Below are 19,261 nucleotides of genomic sequence, written 5' to 3' on the forward strand. Positions count from 1 at the left end.
TTTGTTTTTCAAATTAATGATTAAATTAAAAGGAGCGGTTTAATGTATTTAATAGTTGGAGCTGGAATATCGGGAAGCGTATTGGCTAATTTGATAGCCGAGAGATTAAATCAAAAAGTTTTAATAATAGACAGAAGAGAGTATATAGCGGGAAATTGTTTTGATTATTTATCTACAAACGAAAATATTACGATTCATAAATACGGACTGCATATATTTCATACGAATAATAAAGAAGTTTGGGATTATTTATCTAATTTTACAAAATGGCATTATTTTTATCTAAAGCCTAATGTTATGATTGAAGGAAATAGAGTTTCTTTGCCTTTTACCTTAAAGACTTTGAGGGAATTATTTTCGTTTTCTATGTCGGAGAGAATAGGGAATAAACTTATTGCAAAATACGGCTATGGCGTTAAAGTTCCTATTTTGGATTTTCAAAAGAGTAAAGATAAAGATTTAAATTTTATCGGCAAGTTTGTTTATGAGAATGTATTTAAGAATTATACAATTAAACAATGGGGATTAAAGCCCGAAGAGATAGACGCAAGCGTAACGGCAAGAGTTCCAATTTATATTTCAAATGACAGCAGATATTTTCAAGATAAATATCAAGCAATTCCAATTAAAGGCTATACTAAATTAATAGAGAATATTTTAAATCATAAAAATATTACGGTTCAGTTAAATACGGATTATAAAACTTTATCTCAAAATGAAATTAAAGAATTTAAAGCTATTTTCTACACTGGGGCGATAGACGAATATTTTGATTATCAATATGGCGAGTTGCCTTATAGAAGTTTAAAATTCGATATTATGACAATAGATAAAAAATATTATCAAAAATCGGTTGTGACTAATTATCCTAACGATTATGATTTTACAAGAATAACTGAACATAAATATTTTTTGGATGAGAAATCAAATAAGACAATAATATCGGTAGAATATCCGCAGGTTTTTTCGCTTGGTAAGAATGAAAGATATTACCCAATAAATAACGATAAAAACGACAAACTTTATAATAAATATTTACGCGAGAGTAAAAAGCTTAATAATGTTTATTTCTTCGGCAGGCTTGGTGATTATAAATATTATAATATGGATTTGGCGGCGGAAAGAGTTTTTGAATTATTTAAAAAATTAGAGAATTCTATTTTTACAAATAAATAAAATAAAAATTGGAGAATAGTTGTTATAAAAAAATTATTTTAATTGGCAGTCAATGTTGGTTTGCAGACAGTTTTATTTATTTTATAGAAAAAGGATTTAAAGGAACTGTTATAAAATGCAACCATAATACCAAATGTTTTTTTCCTAATTATTCTATATTTAATAAAATAGGTTTTTCTATTGTTGATATTAAAGATTTACAAATAGATAAATTATGGTTAGATGAAAATACTTTAATAATATCCGACTATAATTTTGCTGGAGATATAAAATCTAAATCTGTTTTTAAACTATATTCGGAAGAGGTTTTAGATATAGCATATAAAATTTCAAAATATAACAAAGATAATAATTACAGAGCTATAGTTGTAAGAGGTTTTAACGGAGATACGGGTTTTTGTTCAATTGATGCTATAAATATGTTTAATGAAAAAATAAAATATTTAGATGCATTAATATTTGATAACAGCTTACTTGAAGAATTTGTATTAAAAAATATACCAAACGCTAATAATATAAAAATGTATTTGGGATGGATGGAGACTCCTTTAGAAATATTTATAAAAAACAATACCGATGTCAAAATAATTTAGATTATTTTGTAATTTCATTGTTTGGCATTAAAATTTCTTATAAAAAGAAAAGAAGATTATTGCATTTTAATCTAGCTGAAGGCTGCGAAGATATTAATAATATATATAACGATAGAGAAATATTTTTTAACGAATATAACTTTACGACTTTCGGTTTATCTCACTTTTACGATATTTTTAATAACTCAATTGAAAATTTCTTAAGAAATAAAGATTTTTATTTTTCATTAGACGGTCAAAATATATGCAGTAATATTTTATCTCCAAAAGAAATGTATTATGCATTTCTAAATAATCCTTCAAAAGATGTTACATATCTAATGAATGGAATTATTACACTTATTTCACATAATCTACATAATGTTTATAAAGAGTTTATAGATAAAAAAATGGCTATTTTGATAAAAACTGAAGATGATATTGAAAACACTTTAAATATATCAGATTATGAAATACTCGAATATAGAGAAAATATTTATAATAATAGACATCTATTTACATTTGAACAAACTGCAGATTTACTAATAAATTTATTATATAGAAAATAATAAAATTAGGATTAACAATGGAAAAACAAAAGTATCAATAGTTATGCCAGCATACAATGTATTGAAAGCGTTATTAATCAAACTTTGAAAGAGATTGAAATAATTCCCGTTGACGAGGAAACCCCGATAATTGCGGAAAGATAATGGACGAATATGCTGAAAAAGATAAAAGAATAAAACCTATTCTAAAGAAAACGGAGGCTACGGTTCGGCGGTTAATCTGGGAATAGAAAAAGCTACGGGAGAATATATAGCGATACTTGAAACGGACGATTAGATTGAGCCAAACACTTACGAATTATTATATAATGAATCGAAAATAAACGATACCGATATGAGAAAATGCAAATTTATTTTTATAATTCTTTCGTAAGACATAAATATGAGATAAAATATTATAAAGTTTATTTATATACAAATGTACCAAAAATGAGCTTTTGATTTAAAACAATATCCGCAATTATTATATAAGCATGCTTCCGTTTAGGCTGCGATTTATAAAAGCTCGTTTATAAAGCAAATAAAATTTATAGAAAAAGGATATTATCAGGATTTTACATTTTTTATTTTCATGCTTCTAATACTTGTTTTGGCATATATAAAAGGATTATATTAAAATATAAAAAAAGATATATTAAGTTATTGAAAGAGATTTTTGAAGATATAAAAAAAGATAAATATTTTAAATATTTGTATTTTGACAGAGAACAAAAGAAATTCGTTGAAAATATACTGAATTAAATCAAGTTTTACAATTTTATTTGGTTTATATTTTAAGACATTTAGAAGATTAATAATAAATTCTTAATATATCTTCAATGAAAAATCTTTTTCTATAGTTAGTTTTATATAATCGCATATATCTTGTGGCATATAATCTTTACACTTTATTATTGTATCTATTATATCAAAATAACTTTTCAAAATAATATAATGCTTTGATTTTTTTATAAGGAAATCTATATCTTTATCATTTATATCATTGATTTTAATATTATCAATTATTAATCTTTTAATTGACAAAATACATGTATTCATTCTCTCACGTTCTTCTAATAATTTTTCATTTTTTCTATTCTATTACTCCCTCTATATACTTCTTGCATATCGTATAAAACACTAGAATACAAATCTAATAATAAATTTAATTTTTCTTTATAAAATTTTTTTATTAATGATTTAATTTCACTATATATTTGTAATAATATTTTATTTATAACACCCGATGCCATTTAACAACTATATTCACCATGCGAAATATTTTCATTTTTTATAATATCTACTAAATCTTTAGTTTCAAATTTTGAATATGTAGCTTCTGGCATAAACTACTCCTATATTTAAAATTTCTATATTACATAGTATGGAAAATTTTAATTAAAAGTCAATATGAAAAAGTATTTATATGGATATCATTTTGGAATTGTATAAAATAACGGACACTTCAAATTATTCAATTAACGGAAAAAGAATATTAGCATATTTAGTAGAAGTTTTATTTGACTGTTATATGAGAAAATTAACTGATGAAAAAGCTATTAAATATAAATAACTAGGAGTAGTGAAAATAGTTGTAAGCATTAACGAAGATAAAGCGGACATAATAAAAGAAAATATTTTTTAGGAATTAAGAGAAGTGAGAAATATTTTATTATATATTTCTTCGGATTAAAAATAACTTTGAAAAATAAACAACATTAAGGATTAAAAATGAATATAATTAATAAAATCGCTATTGTAATTCAAGCTTATTCTGATTTTAAGTCGCTTGAGATATCTCTAAGCTTGCATGCAAAGTATAATAATCATAATGCGGATATATTTATATTTCAAAACGAAAGAGGAACTTACAACCGCGAAAGAACTTATAGAGTCGCAAAAATATACGAAAATCTATACCCAAAACAAATTAAAGTTGTAGATTGGATAAAACCTCAAAAACCTTATTATTCTATTAGAGAATTATTAAACAGTAAAATAATGAATAAATACGAATATATTTGCAAAGTTGACGATGATACTTTTCCTTTAACGGATAATGGGCTAAATAATTTATGCAAATGCTATGAAGAATCTTACTCAAAATACGGAGATAATTTAGGTTATATAACTGGTTTAGTAAATAATAATTTTGGGGTTTCAAAAAACTAATAAAAATTATGGATATAGAAAACGAATATTTTGACAAATATTCAAGAATTCATTATACAGGAATGTAAAATTATTGTTATGGAAAAGGCAATGAGTTAGAACTTTTGGATAATACTAAAATATCAGATTCCGCTGGGGCACAATTTTGAGAAATGCTTATATATCTCGATGGATACATAAAAAACAACTTCAAACCATTTAGAATATATAAAAAATACCGCAGATAAAGGCTATGAAGAAATAGATAATAGTAAAAGGTATTCTATTAATTGCATTCTACTCAAAAAAGAATTTTGAAAAACATATATGACAAATACGATAAGCTCAACGAAGATGACGAGCATAATTGTTTAATGTATTGCTATAATAACGATAAAAAAATTATATCGGTTTTAAGCCTTCCTTTAGTTCATTTATTCTTTTTTACTCAAAGATAAGAGAATAAAGATTTGATACCAACTATAAGAGATTATTATTCAAAAGTTATAGATTCTCCTTATTCGATTGCAATATGTGAGAGTAAAGAACTTGAAAATGAAAATAGATTAAGATATTTAGAGAATATTATTTATCAAATAAATAATAGGACTACAAAAAGAAATATATGGGATTTTATTTTTTTAATATCCGAATATACAAGATACAAAATAATTACTATTTTTGGTATAAAGATAACTTTAAAAAAATAAAAACTGTTGACAAATTAATTATAATCTGTTATCATATAAAATATATATTATTTACTTTTAGATAAAGGTTATGATTATAGAAGCTAAATATGTTTTTGCTTATGTTTATAAATTATTGTTAAATAATAAGTTGATAAGTAGAGAAGACCGTAAAGATACAAAAATAAAAAACGAATAAAGTTATTTATTTTGCTGAGTTAATGCATAGAATACTTTATTAAAAAAGAGTCAATAACTAATGCAAACTATTATTGCCTTTGCTATGCTCCAGCTATTGATATAAAACAATTAGATATAGATGAGAAATTAATAAATTTAGATAAAATTAAAAATTACTTAATCACCTTTCAGAAGAAGAAATATCTATTTGTATAAAAGATTTTTTTGCTAAAATGGAAACGGAAGAATTAATCAATATAACACATAAAGATAATAAAGATTTTCCATTAGAAGCGTGGAAAGATAATATAAGAAATAATAGGTATGGAGAACTCCCTTTATATAATGAAGATTTAGATAAAGATTCTAAAATTCTTCGGGATAGCCTTATACAAAAATATTTTAAGGATTAATTTTTGAACCAGCATATTTATTATATCAATATTTTAAAATTCTTCCAACCAAGATTATCAAGTTGTTCAAATTTATTTTATAAAGAAGAATGTTTTATTAAAGACTATTGTGTTGATTGTGATGGTAATGATAAAATTTATTGTATTGAAATTTAAGATGGTTATAATTATAAAGCTAATATATTATGTTATATAAAACTGCAAGATTATATTAAATCAATGAATACCGATGACAATGAATTAGATGAAATTATAATAGATTTTCGTATATATACTTCAATTTATTAAATAGCTCCATATGTAATTAGAAATAATTTATTCTATATTGGAAGAAAAACTAGATATATGCCGCTAACCAGCAAATATAAAACATTTTAATAAATTCTTTAATAATATTCACATAAGCGTTAATGATTATATAGACATACATAAAGCAAGAGATTATCAAAAGGTGATTTAATTTTTATTAAATCCAATACATTTTTTGTAAATATTACTATATAAAAAATGGAAAATATGATAAGGTTTGAAAGACTTCAACTAATGATATTGATGAATATTTGAATACACAAAGCTAATATAAATGATTTTGATAAAATAGAAAGTGGTTTATCTGTGGAAAAGTTGGCAAATAGAAATGAAAACGAAATAATTAAAAATTTAAATGTTAGATTTCATAGAGATAAGAAAAAAGCTATAGTAAAAATTAGTGTTAAAAAATGTTTGGATATTAAATTATATCCTATCGATAAGCCTACTAAGAAAAATAAATATCATGCCGAAATACATAATGGTCCAAATGATGATAAGCTTATAGATGACAATAAATGTCTAGATTTATCTGAAGCGGTAATATTGGCAAAGTTATTTAAATAATAATTTAGTTAATAAAAATCATTCACCAAATAAGACTATAAAAACAAATATATGTGATTTTATTTTTTTAATATCCGAAGATGGTAAATATAAGATAATTAATATCGAGATAAAACATTATAATAAAAATTTTATCCTATAGTAACATCGCTTGTAGGCAAATCTATTAAACCATACCTTCCTTTATCTATAGAGCCAACGCTCATAAATAAAGTTAAATATCCTACTCTACCGATAAACATTAAAATCATAACTATTATTTTACTCCATATTGAAAGCGAAGGAGTTATTCCTAAAGAAAGTCCCGTAGTAGATAGAGCTGAAACGGACTCAAAAAGCACAGGAGTCATAGTTTTGTATCCGTCTATATAAAATATCAAAAGCGCGGCAAAAGCTGAAATTGCAATTGCAAGAGTAAATATGGCGACAGATTTATTAACCGCCGATTCTTTTATTTTTCTTCCTCTAACGACAATAAAAGGTCTATTGCTTATCGCCGTTATAATCGAAGAAACAAATACGAATAGAGTCGTAGTTTTTACGCCGCCTCCCGTTCCGCTCGGAGAAGCGCCGACAAACATAAGAAATACTATTATTCCTATCGTGACGCTATTCATAGAATTATAAGAAATAGTTTCGTATCCTGCCGTTCTCGGACTTATGCTTTGAAATGCCGATATTAAAATTTTTTCTCTTAAAGATAAATCTTTTAAAACTCCGTTATATTCGTTGAAAAATATAAATAAAAATCCGAATAAAAGTAAAATTATTGTGGTAAATAAAACTATAGTAGTTTGAGTGTCTATTATATATCTTTTTCCCATTATTTTATTTTTAATCGCAAAAAAAACGGTTAAAAGAACGGGATAGCCGATTCCTCCAAGTATTATAAGCAAACCTATGGTTACGCTTACCGTAATATTATTTGAAAATCTATGCAAACTATTTTCGTATAATGAAAAACCTGCGTTACAAAAAGCGCTTATTGAATGAAATAAAGAAGAAAATATTTTCTCACCTACTCCGCCCGCATGGTTTTTAATAACCGTAAAAAGCGAAATTGCTCCAGCCAATTCTATTAAAAAAGTAGCTAAAAAAATTACTTTAATCGTAGATTGTATAATATCTTTATTTTGAGTGTTAAACATTTCCAAAGTTCTTATCCTATCTCGCACGCTTCCTTTACTAACCGAAAATAAAAGAACTATTGCCGAAATAGACATAATGCCTAATCCTCCTATTTGTATTAATGTAATAAGAACGATTCTGCCAAAAAGAGTAAGTTCTTTTGAAATGTCAATAACCGTAAGTCCCGTAACGCAAACCGCACTTGTTGCAGTAAATAAAGCGTCTATAAAATGCATATTTCCTTTAACTGTGCTTAAAGGCAAATATAAAAGCAAACTTCCTAAAGTTATTACGAATACAAAAGAAGCGATAATTAATTGATATAGAGTAAATTTTGAATACGAAAGCCTTAACCAATTTATAACTATAATTAAAAAGAATAAAATCGAACCCGCTATAGTCCATGCAATTCTATAAGAATATATATTATAATATTTTTTGCTCAAAAAATTAATTAGAATCAAACCTATAATTTGAATAATCGGAACTATTATATATAATTTTCTTGGAGCGATTCTTATCTGCTCTAAAAGTATAAATATAAAACAAATCGTTATAATATTTATTATTTTCCCGTAATTTGCTATATAAAAATTATAAGCGTTAATACTTCTTATTTGCATAAGCAAAACGAATATAGCAAAAATCGAGCCAGCTATAGCCAAAAGATTCGAGAATCTGCTTACAAGTTCGTTTATAGTATGAATAATATTTTTATTTGCATATCTATTTTTTTTATTTAACATGGAATATATTTTAACATATTTTTAATTATTTTAATAGAAATAAATAAACAATGCTTTTGCATGAGATTTTACAAAAAATGATTTTTTATATTCTGACCAAATTTATCGTGCTTATTTTTTTATTATCAAAAAAATAAAGAATATTTTTTATTTTCTAAAAATAACAATAATTTTTGATTATTCAGAAAAATCAAATAACGCATAGCTTAAATAAAATTCTAATTTAGAAATATTTTCAGAAACTTTTTTTATATCTTTATTTGTATTATGTTCTTTTATAGAATCGATTAAATCATTAGTTAAATTTTTAGCGTTATTCATTTTCAATTTATCAAATCTATCTCTAATCGAAGTCAAATTTTCTATAAAATCAAAGTCTATATTATCTATTCCAGAAAAAGTTAAATTAGATAATTCAATTTCTAAATCTTTAATAATTTCTAAAATCATATTTATTTTTCTATATAATAAATAAAAAACCTCCTCTAATTTTCAATAGCTGAAATTAAAGAAGGTTTTAAGCTATATATAAATTAATTTCCCATATATGTCGTTTCTTTTCTAACATCCAATCGAGATATAAAACTGTTATAAACTTGCAAATCGCTCTCGCTTGTTATAACCACGAACTCATGCCTTCTCAAATCTGCTTGATTAGGATATTCGGGCAAAGATTCTCCCAAAGGACATTCTATAAGTCTGTTTTCATTTATACCGCTATTAACCAAATATATTTTTGCGTTTCTTACTCTTTCAGCCGAAAGTTTATAATTATAAGGATATGCTATACCGATATTGCTTGTATGTCCTTCTATTATAACGCTTACATTTGCGTTAAGATTCATAAACTCTACAACTTGCCTAAGCGATACATGAGTCATTGTAGTCATATTTGTAGATGCAAAGTCGTATATAATTTTAGGCTCAACTACGAGTATTTTTCCTCTTTCGGTTTCTCTTGTATAAATTCCCGTTGGAAAAATTAATTCGTTTGAATTGGTTATCGGCTCTTCGACCATTTCGTCTACTACCGTATTAGTCATAGGTTCTTCGACTATTTCGTCTACTACCGTGTTAATCATAGGTTCTTCGACTACTTTCTCTAATTCTTCCACAGGAGGAGGAGTCGGAGGAGTTTGAACTTGTTCTTCTTCTACAATCGGAGCACTTTTGCATGAAATCGCAAAAATCAATAAAACTAAAATCAATAAAAATTTTTTCATAAAATCTTACCAAAACCTTTTAATGTATTTTTATTCTGTTTCTTTATTAACATCGACAGTTTTAGCAAAATCATTATACTTTTTTAAATCATTTTCATTCATTATAATTATAAACTCGCTTCTTCTATTGTCTTCTAATGTCGGATATTCGGGCAAAGCCTCGCCAAAAGCATGTTTTAATAATTTGCTATTTTGAACGCCTAATTTAATTAAATAATTATAACTTTTGTCCGACCTTCTTTGAGATAAATTATAATTATATTGAGCGCGTCCTTCTTTACTTGAATTGCCTTCAACAATTATTTTAATGCTTGGATTATCTTTAATTACTTGATGAACAAGATTATAAGCTTCATCATAACTGCCTATTTCTATAGTTCTATCAAATCGGAATTTAACTTCGTTTCCGTCCGACAATTTTAATACGCTTCCTCTTGGAGTTTCTCTAACGCTTACGCCGTTTGGAAGTTTTAATCTTACGCTTTGTTCAGGCGGAGTCTTTTTTGGAGTAGTTTCGCATGCTACAACCAAAGCAAAAATAATTGATAAAATTAAAGCTATCTTTTTCATTTTTTATCCTCTCATAATATTTATTCTTGTTTAATAACAAACATATAATAATTATATTCGTAAAATAATTTTTTATCAATACAATAATTAAATAAATTTAAATAAAATTAATTATATAAATTATCCAATATGTATTTCAATTTCATAGCTTCAATTTGTCCTGGAGCGGAAGAAGATTTAGCGGATGCAAATGTAATTACAGAGCCAAATATTCTCGTAATAATTCCTAATTTTCCCATAGAGATTGCTATTATAGGAAAATCTTTTATCTCGGAAACGGCTTCTAATAAATTAGTCACATCTTTTTTATTTTTAGGCATATAAGCGACTTTCGATATATCGCATTTTAATTTTATCATTTTATTTATTATATAAACTATATGTTTTTTTGACGGCGTTTTATTAAAATCATGATTTGAGATTATAGTTTTAATATTATTTTCTTTCGCAAGTTTTATAATATTTTTTATATCTCTTTCTTTTAAGGTTAAAATTTCTAAATCAATTAAATCGAAACATTTATTTTTTATAACCGTTTTATAAATATCGATTATATTATTATAAAAATCGCTTTTTAGTTTTCCGCCTTCTTTATAGCTTCTCATTGTAAAAATTATTGGTTTATTTGTTATTTTTTTTATGCTTTTAGATATTTCTATTATATTTATTTCGCTTTCTTCATTGTAAATAATATCTTCTAAATAAAAATCCGCTCGCCATTCTATAATATCTATTGGCAATTTATTTATATATTTAATATATTTAATAATTTCTTTTTCGTTTTTTTCAATCACGGGAACGCATATTTTTGGAGCGTCTTCTCCAAGTTTAATATTTTTTATCTTTATAATATTTTCCATTTTACGCTCCTTCATTATATAAAATTTATTTAAATATAATTTCTTTAATATAATCAACGGGCATTTGTTTATTAGTCCAAAGCTCGAAAGCTAAAGCGCCTTGATATAAAAGCATTCCCATTCCGTTTATAATTTTGCATCCTTCTTTTTCTGCTATTTGAAGAAATTTAGTTTTTGAAGGATTGTATATACAGTCGCTTACTATCAAATCTTTTCTGAAAAAACTTTTATCTTCTATTAATGAAATATTTTCTTTCATTCCAACGCTTGTCGCGTTTATTAATAAATTGCTTTCTTCAATTTTATTTTTTAAAATATTTTTATCTTCCAAAGAATATAATTCTATTTTGCAATTAGTTTTACTCGCTATATTATCCAGTATTTTTTTTTGCTCGTCCCAATTTTTATCTCTTTTAAATACAAATATATTATTAATTCCTTCAAATACCGCTTGAGATATTATTGATATTGAAGCTCCGCCCGTTCCCAAAATAGTTATATTTTTATTTTTTATATTAATATTTTCTTCTTCCAAAGATTTAAAAAAACCTTTTCCATCCGTGCTGTAACCTTTTAAAATTCCATTATCGTTTACTATAGTATTTACGCTTTGAGAGAGTTTTGCGGTTTCTGAAATTTCATCCAAATATTGAATAACCTCTTTTTTATTAGGCATAGAGAGATTAACTCCTCGCATATTAAGAGTTTTTATTGACTTAACCGCGTCTCTCAAATTATCTTTATTGACTTCAAAGGATAGATATGCAAAATTTAATCCTAATTTTTCAAAAGCGTTATTATGCATTATAGGAGAGATGCTATGAGTCGAAGGCGAAGCGAAAAGTCCCGTTAAAATAGTTTTTGCATTTATTATCATTTATAAACCTTTTTGATTATAAGCTTTTATTTTTTCAATCCAACTTTTATATTCTTTATCAGAAATTTCTTCTAAAATTTTAACATAAGGATTTAATTTAGGATAAAGTTTTGTAAAATAATTCATATCCCATTTTATAGCTTTATTCCACATTCCATCGCTATCCATAATAATTATATGAGTGTTTTCAATATCGTTTGGAATTTCTTCAGGTCCCATATCTCCGTATATTATATTATATAATTCAAGTTCTCCGTTTTCATTTTCTATTTTATATTTTCCGTCTTGACATAAAGCGTATATTGTATAATATTGTTGATGCGCTTGAGTTTCAATAAGCTCTTTAGGATATTCTTTTCCCGTAGCGATATTATAAATCTTTTCGTTAAATTCGTATCCGTCTATTCCGTATCTTTTAAGTAAATCTTTTTTATATAATTCGGCTTCCATTAAAGTTATAAGATGATAACAGTTGCTTATATCGGCAGTTTCAATAAAAAATCCTCTCTCGACTTTAGGCGATAAAATTAATATTTTTGTTATATTGCAAGCTTCGGCTGCGACATGCAAATAACCTAAACCTTTAATATAATTTTCCAAATATTCTATATATTCGACAGGCTCTAAACTTCTAAAATAAGCGCGCAAATTTCTATTTGAGCATGCTATAGTCATTATCGGAGCAACCATCATATCGATTCCCAAAAAAGCCTCTAAAGGTTTATAATCTAATCTATACATTATTTCCAAATTTAAATTGCCAATATCGTTTTCTGTTATCTCGTCTTCATCAACATTATAAAATTGAGAAATATTTTCTATAAATCTGCTTGCATAATCTATATTCTTATAAAATAAATCTATAATTCTTTTTCCAATCTCTTCGTCAATTTTATCAGTATGATAAAACGCGTGAGCTATAAAATTAGCGGCGCTATAGGATTTTAAAATATCCATATTTTCTAATTCTAAAGAAAGCGCTTTGCAAATTTCAAATTCTTTATCATGATTTTCTTTTGAATATTCTTTTAATTTTAAAAAATTTTCGTTTTGAAAGATTAATTTTTTATTTAGAACTTCGTCAACATTTGATTTTTCTTTTGCATATTCAATATAGTTTTTTATAATATCTTTCATTTAATAAACCGCCTAAAAATTAACTAAAGGAATTATAAACTATATTATAATTAAAATCTATTGATTAATTACAATATTCAATTTATAATATAAAAATACAGTCGATAAAATTATTAAAAAATTCTGTATATAAATTTTATTATAAAGAAATTTTATTATGACAAAAATATTGATAGCTGCGGATTTGCATTTAAGCATATCGGAAAAATCTTATTCTTTTTCTGTGTTTGACGAAATACTTGAAAACGCTAAAAATTATGACGCTTTATTTTTGCTCGGAGATACTTTTAATACTTTTGAAGACGCCGAAAAACTTAAAGAAGAATTTTCAAAAAAATCTGAAATCTATAATAAAAATATTTATTTGCTTAAAGGAAATCATGAATATTTAAAATCGGGAGGAATAAATTTAAGCAAATTAAAATTCGCAGATAACATAAAAATAATAGAAAATATCGATTTTATTAATTTAGATAATTTAGATATATTAGCCGTTGCATTTAGCGAAAATTATAATATAGACAATGATTTTTTAAAAAGAGTAGAAAACTTAAAAGAAAAAAACAGAATATTTTTAGGACATGGAATAGTGGAAGGAACTTTATGGACTATCGAAGAAAATGAAGAATCCGCTTTTATACCGATTGAAATAATAAAAAGAGTAAAACCAAATCTCGCTATCGTAGGACATATTCACAAGCAAATGGAAATAAATATAGAAAATATAAATATAATATATTCTGGTTCGGCGAGAGTTTGGCGAAAAAGCAAATCCGAAATGGGAGCAAGAAAATGTTTGGCTTTAAATATAGATTACGATTCTATAACTAAAAATTATATCGATTTAAAATCTGCAGGAGAATATAGAGTTTATAATTTGAATATTAACGATATTGATTTGAAAATTGAAAATATATATAAAAATTGGAATTATAAAGATATAATTGATATTAACATTTACGGAATAATAGAAGACGAAATTTTGCTTGAAAATAAAAATAAAGAAATTATAAATAAATATTCAAAATATGCTAGAGAAATAAATATAAAAAGCGCAAATTTATTTTTTCTTGAAAACGCTTATAACGAAAATATAATAAAAGAATTTTTAAATGTTGCGGAAGAATTTGAAAATAAAAGCGTAGACGATGAATATTTGGAAATAGTTGAACTTGCAAAATATATTGGTATAGAAAAAATTTCTTTAGCTTTACAAAATAAAAAATAAAAATTAAGCGGGAATATATGATTTTAAAATTAAATAACTTCGGAAAATTTAAAAATAAATCTTTTGAAATATCTAACGGAATTACTTTATTTTACGGAGAAAACGAATCGGGAAAAACTACAATATTTGATTCTCTTATGATTTTATTTTCAGAAAGCAAAAGAGTGAGCGTATTTTTTAAACAAATGAAATCAAGATACGGAAACGATATAGATATAGATTTTGAGCCTAAAATTCCCGAACATTTGAAAATGCATCCTCAATCTTATAATAATTTATACGCAATAAGGCAAAGCGAAATAATATTTGAAATGTCGGACAGCAAAAAAGATTCTAAAGATTGGGAAAGCGAAATTAAGAAAAAATTATTCTCTTCGGATATCGATATTGGAAAAATGGTTTCTGAAATAAAAGCGGAATATTCAAGCAAAGCTCAAAATTCTATTTTATATAAAATAAATATTTTAGAAAACGAGAAAATTGAAATCGATAAAATATTAAATAATTTGTATGATAAAATCAATAATTCTACAAATAAGAAAGACAATTTAAAAGAGTTTAAAGAAAATATATTTTTGCATGAAAATATCTTAAAAGAAAAAATTGAAGAGAGAGAAAAATTATATTCTTTAATGAAATCAAAAAAAGAAGCGGAAACAAAAAGTATAAAACTTAATCTATTAAAACAAATAAACGATTTTAATAAAGCGGACGAATTTTTAAGCAAGAATATAATTTATAAAGATGATTATTCCAAAGAAATAAACGGAAGAACAAAAAAAATTGAAGATATAAAAATGAATATAACTTTTTTAAAAGGAAAAATTGAAGCTTTGAAAAAATCTTTTGTAGAAGAAAAAAATAAAACAGATTATGATAGCGTAAAAAAAAGAATAGAAAACGGAATAAATAAAATTGAAGATTTAACTAAAAAAAATAATAAAGCGCCAAAAATAATATTTTTTATCGCCGTAGCTTTTATATCTTCTTTTCTTGCTTTATATTTTAAAAATCCTTTATTTCTTACTATTATAATTCCCGCGATTCCTTTTATGTTTATAAAAGAAAATAAAAATTCTAAAATTATAAAAGATATATTGGAAAGTTTGCCCGAATTAGATATTAAAGAAACCGATATTTTTATTTTTAAAGATTTGCTCAATAAAGAACTTGCTAAAATAGAAATTATAATGACAAATAACGATAATGAAGAAATTGAAAATTATAATGCAGATTTGGAGAAAAGCCTAAAAGAATTAAAAAATGAAAATAATTTATTAAATCAAATTTTTGAAAAATTAAAAGTAAAAGATAAAGAAGAATATTATAATATAAAAAATAATTATGATTTATTATTAAAACAAAACGAAGAAAATTATAAAAAGTTAATGATTGAAGTTAAAAAATTGGGACTTAAAAATATAGAGACGCTTGAAATTGATTGCATAAGAATACTTAAAGAGCTTGACGAGAAAGGAGTTAATCCAAATGATTATAACGAAATGGAAATAAAAAAAATTGAAAATAATTTAAAAGATTTAGAAAGCGAAATAAATATTCTCAAAGAAGAGATAAATAAAATAAAAAATAATATTTCGTATATTGAAGGCGAGCTTAATAATTCTAAAAATATTCATGCCGATTTAATCAACTTTGAAAGCAAATTATCTCAAATAAAAGAGAATATAATTAATTTAAATAAAAGAAGAAAGGCTTTAAAACTTTTGGAAGAAATGCTTTTTAGCATAAATAAAAAAAATGACGATATATTTCAATCTCTCTCAAAAGAAGCGAGAATTTTATATAATCATATTACGGGAAAAAATTTATCTGACGAAGGAATAATAATGTCGGGATTCGATAAAGATAAAATTATGGTTGCGGATAAACAAAATAAAATTAGAAATGTAGAGTTTTTATCTTCCGCAACAAGAGACGCAGTTTATATAGCTATGCGACTTTCTATATTAACTAAAATACATCAAGCGGGAAGATTAATTTTATTAGACGACCCTTTTATAACTTTCGACAATAACAGAACGAAAGAGGCTTTATCTTTTATAAAAGAATATTCTAAAAATTATAATATTCCCGTAGTGATTTTTACGAAGGATACTTTTACAAGAGATTTTATGTCGGAATATAAAGATATTATTATCTATGAGCTTTAATAAAAATATTGTTTTTAGTATAATTTTGAATTTGTTAATTTTATTTAATTTTCTTATCTTTGCGAGGCTATTTATAACCGAAGCAATACAAAATAAACAAAATATTTAAATAAAAAATCTATAGTGTTAAACCCAATAGCTTTTTACAAACTTAAAACTTGAAAATATATTTTAAAAGATATAAAATATACGAAAATAAATTTTAATTAGGATATTAATATGGAATATGAAGCAGTCATAGGATTAGAAGTGCATGTTCAACTTAATACAAAAACAAAGGCTTTTTGTTCATGCCCAAATACTTTCGGAGCGCCTGCAAATACTTTAACTTGCCCAAGATGTCAAGCGCATCCAGGAACTTTGCCTATAGTAAATAAAGAGATGGTTCATAAAACTATAAAAGCGGGAATTGCCACAAATTGCGCTATTCAAAAAGTAAGTCGATTTGCAAGAAAGCATTATTTTTATCCAGATTTGCCTTCGTATTATCAAATCACTCAAATGGACGAGCCAATTTGTAAAGAAGGACATATTGATATAACCGTTTTAAATGAAGACGGTTCTTCGTATAATAAAAGCGTTAGAATAAATAGAATTCATATGGAAGAAGACGCGGGAAAATTAGTTCATGACGATACGGGCAGACCTTTAAGTTATGTCGATTTGAATCGCGCGGGTTGTTGTTTGATAGAATGCGTAAGCGAACCCGATATTTCTACGGGAGAAGAAGCTTATCAATATTTAACAGAATTAAAAAAGATTCTTAAATATATAAATGTTTCGGATTGCAATATGGAAGAAGGTTCTCTTCGTTGCGACGCTAATGTTTCTATAAGACCGAAAGGAAGTAAAGAGTTGGGCGTTAAAACAGAAGTAAAAAATATGAATAGTTTTAGAAATGTTCGCCTTGCAATAGATTATGAAATTAAAAGACAGATAAAGGCTTTAAATAACGGAGAGAAAATTTTACAAGAGACGAGACTTTATGATGCAAAAGAAAATAACACTAAAGGCATGCGTTCAAAAGAAGGCGCTGCGGATTATAGATATTTTCCAGACCCAGATATTCCCGTTTTAATTCTTAAAGAAGAAGAAATTGAAAGCGCAAGAAAAGAACTTCCAGAACTTCCGCAGAAAAAAAGAGATAGATTAAAAAAAGATTATGATTTGCCAGACCAAGATATAATCGTTTTAACCGAAGAGCCAGAACTTGCCGATTATTACGAGGCTGCGGTTAAATCTTATCCTAAACAACCTAAAAAAATAAGCAATTGGATAATGGTTGAAGTAAACGCGTATTTAAATAAAAAACTTCAAACGATAAAAGATTTTAAACCTAAACCAGAACATATAGCCGAAATTTTTAAATTAATAGACGAAGGAACTATAAGCGGAAAAATAGCGAAAGAAATTTTTGAAGATATGTGTGAAACGGGAGAATCGCCTTCCGCAATAATCGATAAAAAAGGTTTAAAACAAATGAGCGATACGGGAGAGCTTGAAAGCATAATAAGAAAAGTGCTTGAAGATAATCCAAAATCGGTTGCCGACTTCAAAGCGGGAAAAGAAAAATCATTTGGTTTTTTAGTCGGACAAACAATGAAAGCGACTAAAGGACAAGGAAATCCGAAACTTGTTAATGAAGTTTTAAGAAAGATTTTAGGCGAATAAAATTATAAAAAATCTAATAATTAAAATAAATAAAATTACATGCGGGGGGAACGCTATGGCTTTTCCTAAACTTAACGATTTTTATAATCCTATTTTAGAATATTTTTATAATCAAAAGGAAATGGTAAAACATATTAATAATGAGGAATTAAGAAATTCTTTAATAAATAAATTTAATCTTACAAAAGAAGAAACGGAATTAAAAATTAGAAGTGGACATACAAAGTTTGGTTCTCGAATAGCTTGGAGTATAACGCACTTATGCAAGGCTGGATTATTGGAAAGACCCGAAAGAGGATTTATTCAAATAACCGAAGAAGGTAAAAGGATTATAGACGATAAAATAGAAATAACAATCACTTATTTAAAAAATAATTATCCTGAATTTAAAGAATTTCAAACTCCTAATAAAAAAGATAGTGCTTCCGATGTTTCTGACGAAGACGATATTACGGAAATTGAAGAAGTTACAAACGAATTATATTCTAAAGTTGACGATTACTACGAATTAATTGAAGATTTAATACTAAATAAATTATTTGAAATGGCTCAAGATAGCACCACGAAAGAAAAAGGAGATATTCTTGAAAATATATCAGTAAAATTATTTTCAAAAATGGGATATTACGATGTCAAAAAAAGAGGCGGAACGGGAGACGGAGGAATTGACGGAGATTTTGCAATTGATAAATTCGGTTTGGAGAGAGTGGCTTTTCAATGCAAATTTTTTCTTGACGGAAATCATGTGACTTCAAAAGATATAGACGTTTTTGCTGGTTCTTTAAGCAAATTAGGTTATCAAAAAGGCGTATTTATAACAACAAGCAAATTTACAAAATCATCCGAACATAAAAATATTACTTTTATAGACGGTAGAAAATTAGCTAAACTTATGAGAGAAAATAAAGTTTTATGTTATGTAAAAGATACTTATAACGAATATATTATAGACGACAATATTGACAATTAAAATTTGTAATTTTTTTTATTAAGTAAACATAATTAATTTGATTTAATTTTTTAATATTGTATAATATAACAATAA

General features: G+C 25.4%; 21 protein-coding genes and 1 pseudogene. 14 read left to right on the forward strand and 8 right to left on the reverse strand.

Translation table 11 applies throughout. The annotated features are described in order from the left end of the window. Positions 1–42: 42 nt before the first annotated feature. The 4 genes and pseudogenes from glf to EPJ79_RS11990 form a co-directional block, all read left to right on the forward strand. On the forward strand, positions 43–1,176 hold the full coding sequence (glf, locus tag EPJ79_RS06500; protein ID WP_147738877.1) for a UDP-galactopyranose mutase: 1,134 nt from the start codon (positions 43–45) through the stop codon (positions 1,174–1,176). 8 nt (positions 1,177–1,184) lie between these two features. Beyond that, positions 1,185–1,769 carry a hypothetical protein gene (locus tag EPJ79_RS06505; protein WP_147738878.1) on the forward strand — a complete coding sequence of 195 codons (585 nt, stop codon included), beginning with the start codon at positions 1,185–1,187 and terminating at the stop codon, positions 1,767–1,769. Further along, positions 1,709–2,317, forward strand: a complete 609-nt coding sequence (locus tag EPJ79_RS06510) for a hypothetical protein (RefSeq protein WP_147738879.1) — start codon at positions 1,709–1,711, stop codon at positions 2,315–2,317. Before EPJ79_RS06505 ends, EPJ79_RS06510 begins: the two co-directional genes overlap by 61 nt. Positions 2,318–2,513: 196 nt before the next feature. Next, positions 2,514–2,594: pseudogene (locus EPJ79_RS11990) on the forward strand (glycosyltransferase); the annotation flags it as partial. Between the two features lie 527 nt (positions 2,595–3,121). On the opposite strand, the gene EPJ79_RS06520 reads toward EPJ79_RS11990, so the two are convergent. Beyond that, entirely contained in the window at positions 3,122–3,355 is a 234-nt protein-coding gene (locus tag EPJ79_RS06520; protein ID WP_147738880.1) for a hypothetical protein, read from the reverse strand. A gap of 379 nt (positions 3,356–3,734) precedes the next feature. Here EPJ79_RS06520 and EPJ79_RS11895 point away from each other — a divergent pair, with 379 nt between their 5' ends. From EPJ79_RS11895 to EPJ79_RS06545, 6 genes are all read left to right on the forward strand, one after another. Beyond that, positions 3,735–3,869, forward strand: a complete 135-nt coding sequence (locus EPJ79_RS11895; RefSeq protein ID WP_158634358.1) for a hypothetical protein — start codon at positions 3,735–3,737, stop codon at positions 3,867–3,869. Between the two features lie 158 nt (positions 3,870–4,027). Beyond that, positions 4,028–4,468 carry a hypothetical protein gene (locus tag EPJ79_RS06530; RefSeq protein WP_147738882.1) on the forward strand — a complete coding sequence of 147 codons (441 nt, stop codon included), beginning with the start codon at positions 4,028–4,030 and terminating at the stop codon, positions 4,466–4,468. 269 nt (positions 4,469–4,737) lie between these two features. Further along, positions 4,738–4,905 carry a hypothetical protein gene (locus tag EPJ79_RS11555; RefSeq protein WP_158634359.1) on the forward strand — a complete coding sequence of 56 codons (168 nt, stop codon included), beginning with the start codon at positions 4,738–4,740 and terminating at the stop codon, positions 4,903–4,905. Between the two features lie 12 nt (positions 4,906–4,917). Next, complete coding sequence (locus EPJ79_RS06535; protein WP_147738883.1) at positions 4,918–5,157, forward strand: hypothetical protein; 240 nt, start codon at positions 4,918–4,920, stop codon at positions 5,155–5,157. Between the two features lie 392 nt (positions 5,158–5,549). Beyond that, complete coding sequence (locus tag EPJ79_RS06540) at positions 5,550–5,729, forward strand: hypothetical protein (RefSeq protein WP_147738884.1); 180 nt, start codon at positions 5,550–5,552, stop codon at positions 5,727–5,729. 615 nt (positions 5,730–6,344) lie between these two features. Next, entirely contained in the window at positions 6,345–6,605 is a 261-nt protein-coding gene (locus EPJ79_RS06545) for a hypothetical protein (protein WP_147738885.1), read from the forward strand. A gap of 131 nt (positions 6,606–6,736) precedes the next feature. Here EPJ79_RS06545 and EPJ79_RS06550 read toward each other — a convergent pair whose 3' ends face one another. The 7 genes from EPJ79_RS06550 to EPJ79_RS06580 all read right to left on the reverse strand — a co-directional run bounded on the left by EPJ79_RS06550 (position 6,737) and on the right by EPJ79_RS06580 (position 13,146). Then, on the reverse strand, positions 6,737–8,479 hold the full coding sequence (locus tag EPJ79_RS06550) for a TrkH family potassium uptake protein (RefSeq protein ID WP_147738886.1): 1,743 nt from the start codon (positions 8,477–8,479) through the stop codon (positions 6,737–6,739). A 177-nt stretch (positions 8,480–8,656) separates the two neighbouring features. Next, positions 8,657–8,929 carry a hypothetical protein gene (locus tag EPJ79_RS06555; RefSeq protein WP_147738887.1) on the reverse strand — a complete coding sequence of 91 codons (273 nt, stop codon included), beginning with the start codon at positions 8,927–8,929 and terminating at the stop codon, positions 8,657–8,659. An 83-nt stretch (positions 8,930–9,012) separates the two neighbouring features. Further along, complete coding sequence (locus tag EPJ79_RS06560; protein ID WP_147738888.1) at positions 9,013–9,702, reverse strand: OmpA family protein; 690 nt, start codon at positions 9,700–9,702, stop codon at positions 9,013–9,015. 30 nt (positions 9,703–9,732) lie between these two features. Then, positions 9,733–10,272 (reverse strand): OmpA family protein, encoded by a 540-nt coding sequence (locus tag EPJ79_RS06565; protein WP_147738889.1) that lies wholly within the window; start codon positions 10,270–10,272, stop codon positions 9,733–9,735. Between the two features lie 107 nt (positions 10,273–10,379). Further along, positions 10,380–11,132, reverse strand: coding sequence for a type I 3-dehydroquinate dehydratase (gene aroD / locus EPJ79_RS06570; protein ID WP_147738890.1), 753 nt, complete (start codon positions 11,130–11,132; stop codon positions 10,380–10,382). 25 nt (positions 11,133–11,157) lie between these two features. Then, complete coding sequence (aroE, locus tag EPJ79_RS06575) at positions 11,158–12,009, reverse strand: shikimate dehydrogenase (protein ID WP_147738891.1); 852 nt, start codon at positions 12,007–12,009, stop codon at positions 11,158–11,160. Beyond that, positions 12,010–13,146 carry a hypothetical protein gene (locus tag EPJ79_RS06580; RefSeq protein WP_147738892.1) on the reverse strand — a complete coding sequence of 379 codons (1,137 nt, stop codon included), beginning with the start codon at positions 13,144–13,146 and terminating at the stop codon, positions 12,010–12,012. 157 nt (positions 13,147–13,303) lie between these two features. On the opposite strand from EPJ79_RS06580, the gene EPJ79_RS06585 reads away from it, so the two are divergent. From EPJ79_RS06585 to EPJ79_RS06600, 4 genes are all read left to right on the forward strand, one after another. After that, positions 13,304–14,374 (forward strand): metallophosphoesterase family protein, encoded by a 1,071-nt coding sequence (locus EPJ79_RS06585; protein WP_147738893.1) that lies wholly within the window; start codon positions 13,304–13,306, stop codon positions 14,372–14,374. A 17-nt stretch (positions 14,375–14,391) separates the two neighbouring features. Further along, positions 14,392–16,545 carry an ATP-binding protein gene (locus EPJ79_RS06590; protein WP_147738894.1) on the forward strand — a complete coding sequence of 718 codons (2,154 nt, stop codon included), beginning with the start codon at positions 14,392–14,394 and terminating at the stop codon, positions 16,543–16,545. A 219-nt stretch (positions 16,546–16,764) separates the two neighbouring features. Next, positions 16,765–18,216, forward strand: coding sequence for an Asp-tRNA(Asn)/Glu-tRNA(Gln) amidotransferase subunit GatB (gene gatB / locus EPJ79_RS06595; RefSeq protein WP_147738895.1), 1,452 nt, complete (start codon positions 16,765–16,767; stop codon positions 18,214–18,216). A 55-nt stretch (positions 18,217–18,271) separates the two neighbouring features. Beyond that, entirely contained in the window at positions 18,272–19,186 is a 915-nt protein-coding gene (locus tag EPJ79_RS06600; RefSeq protein WP_147738896.1) for a restriction endonuclease, read from the forward strand. The last annotated feature ends 75 nt before the right edge of the window (positions 19,187–19,261 follow it).

The organism is Brachyspira aalborgi (assembly GCF_008016455.1).
Lineage (GTDB): Bacteria > Spirochaetota > Brachyspiria > Brachyspirales > Brachyspiraceae > Brachyspira > Brachyspira aalborgi.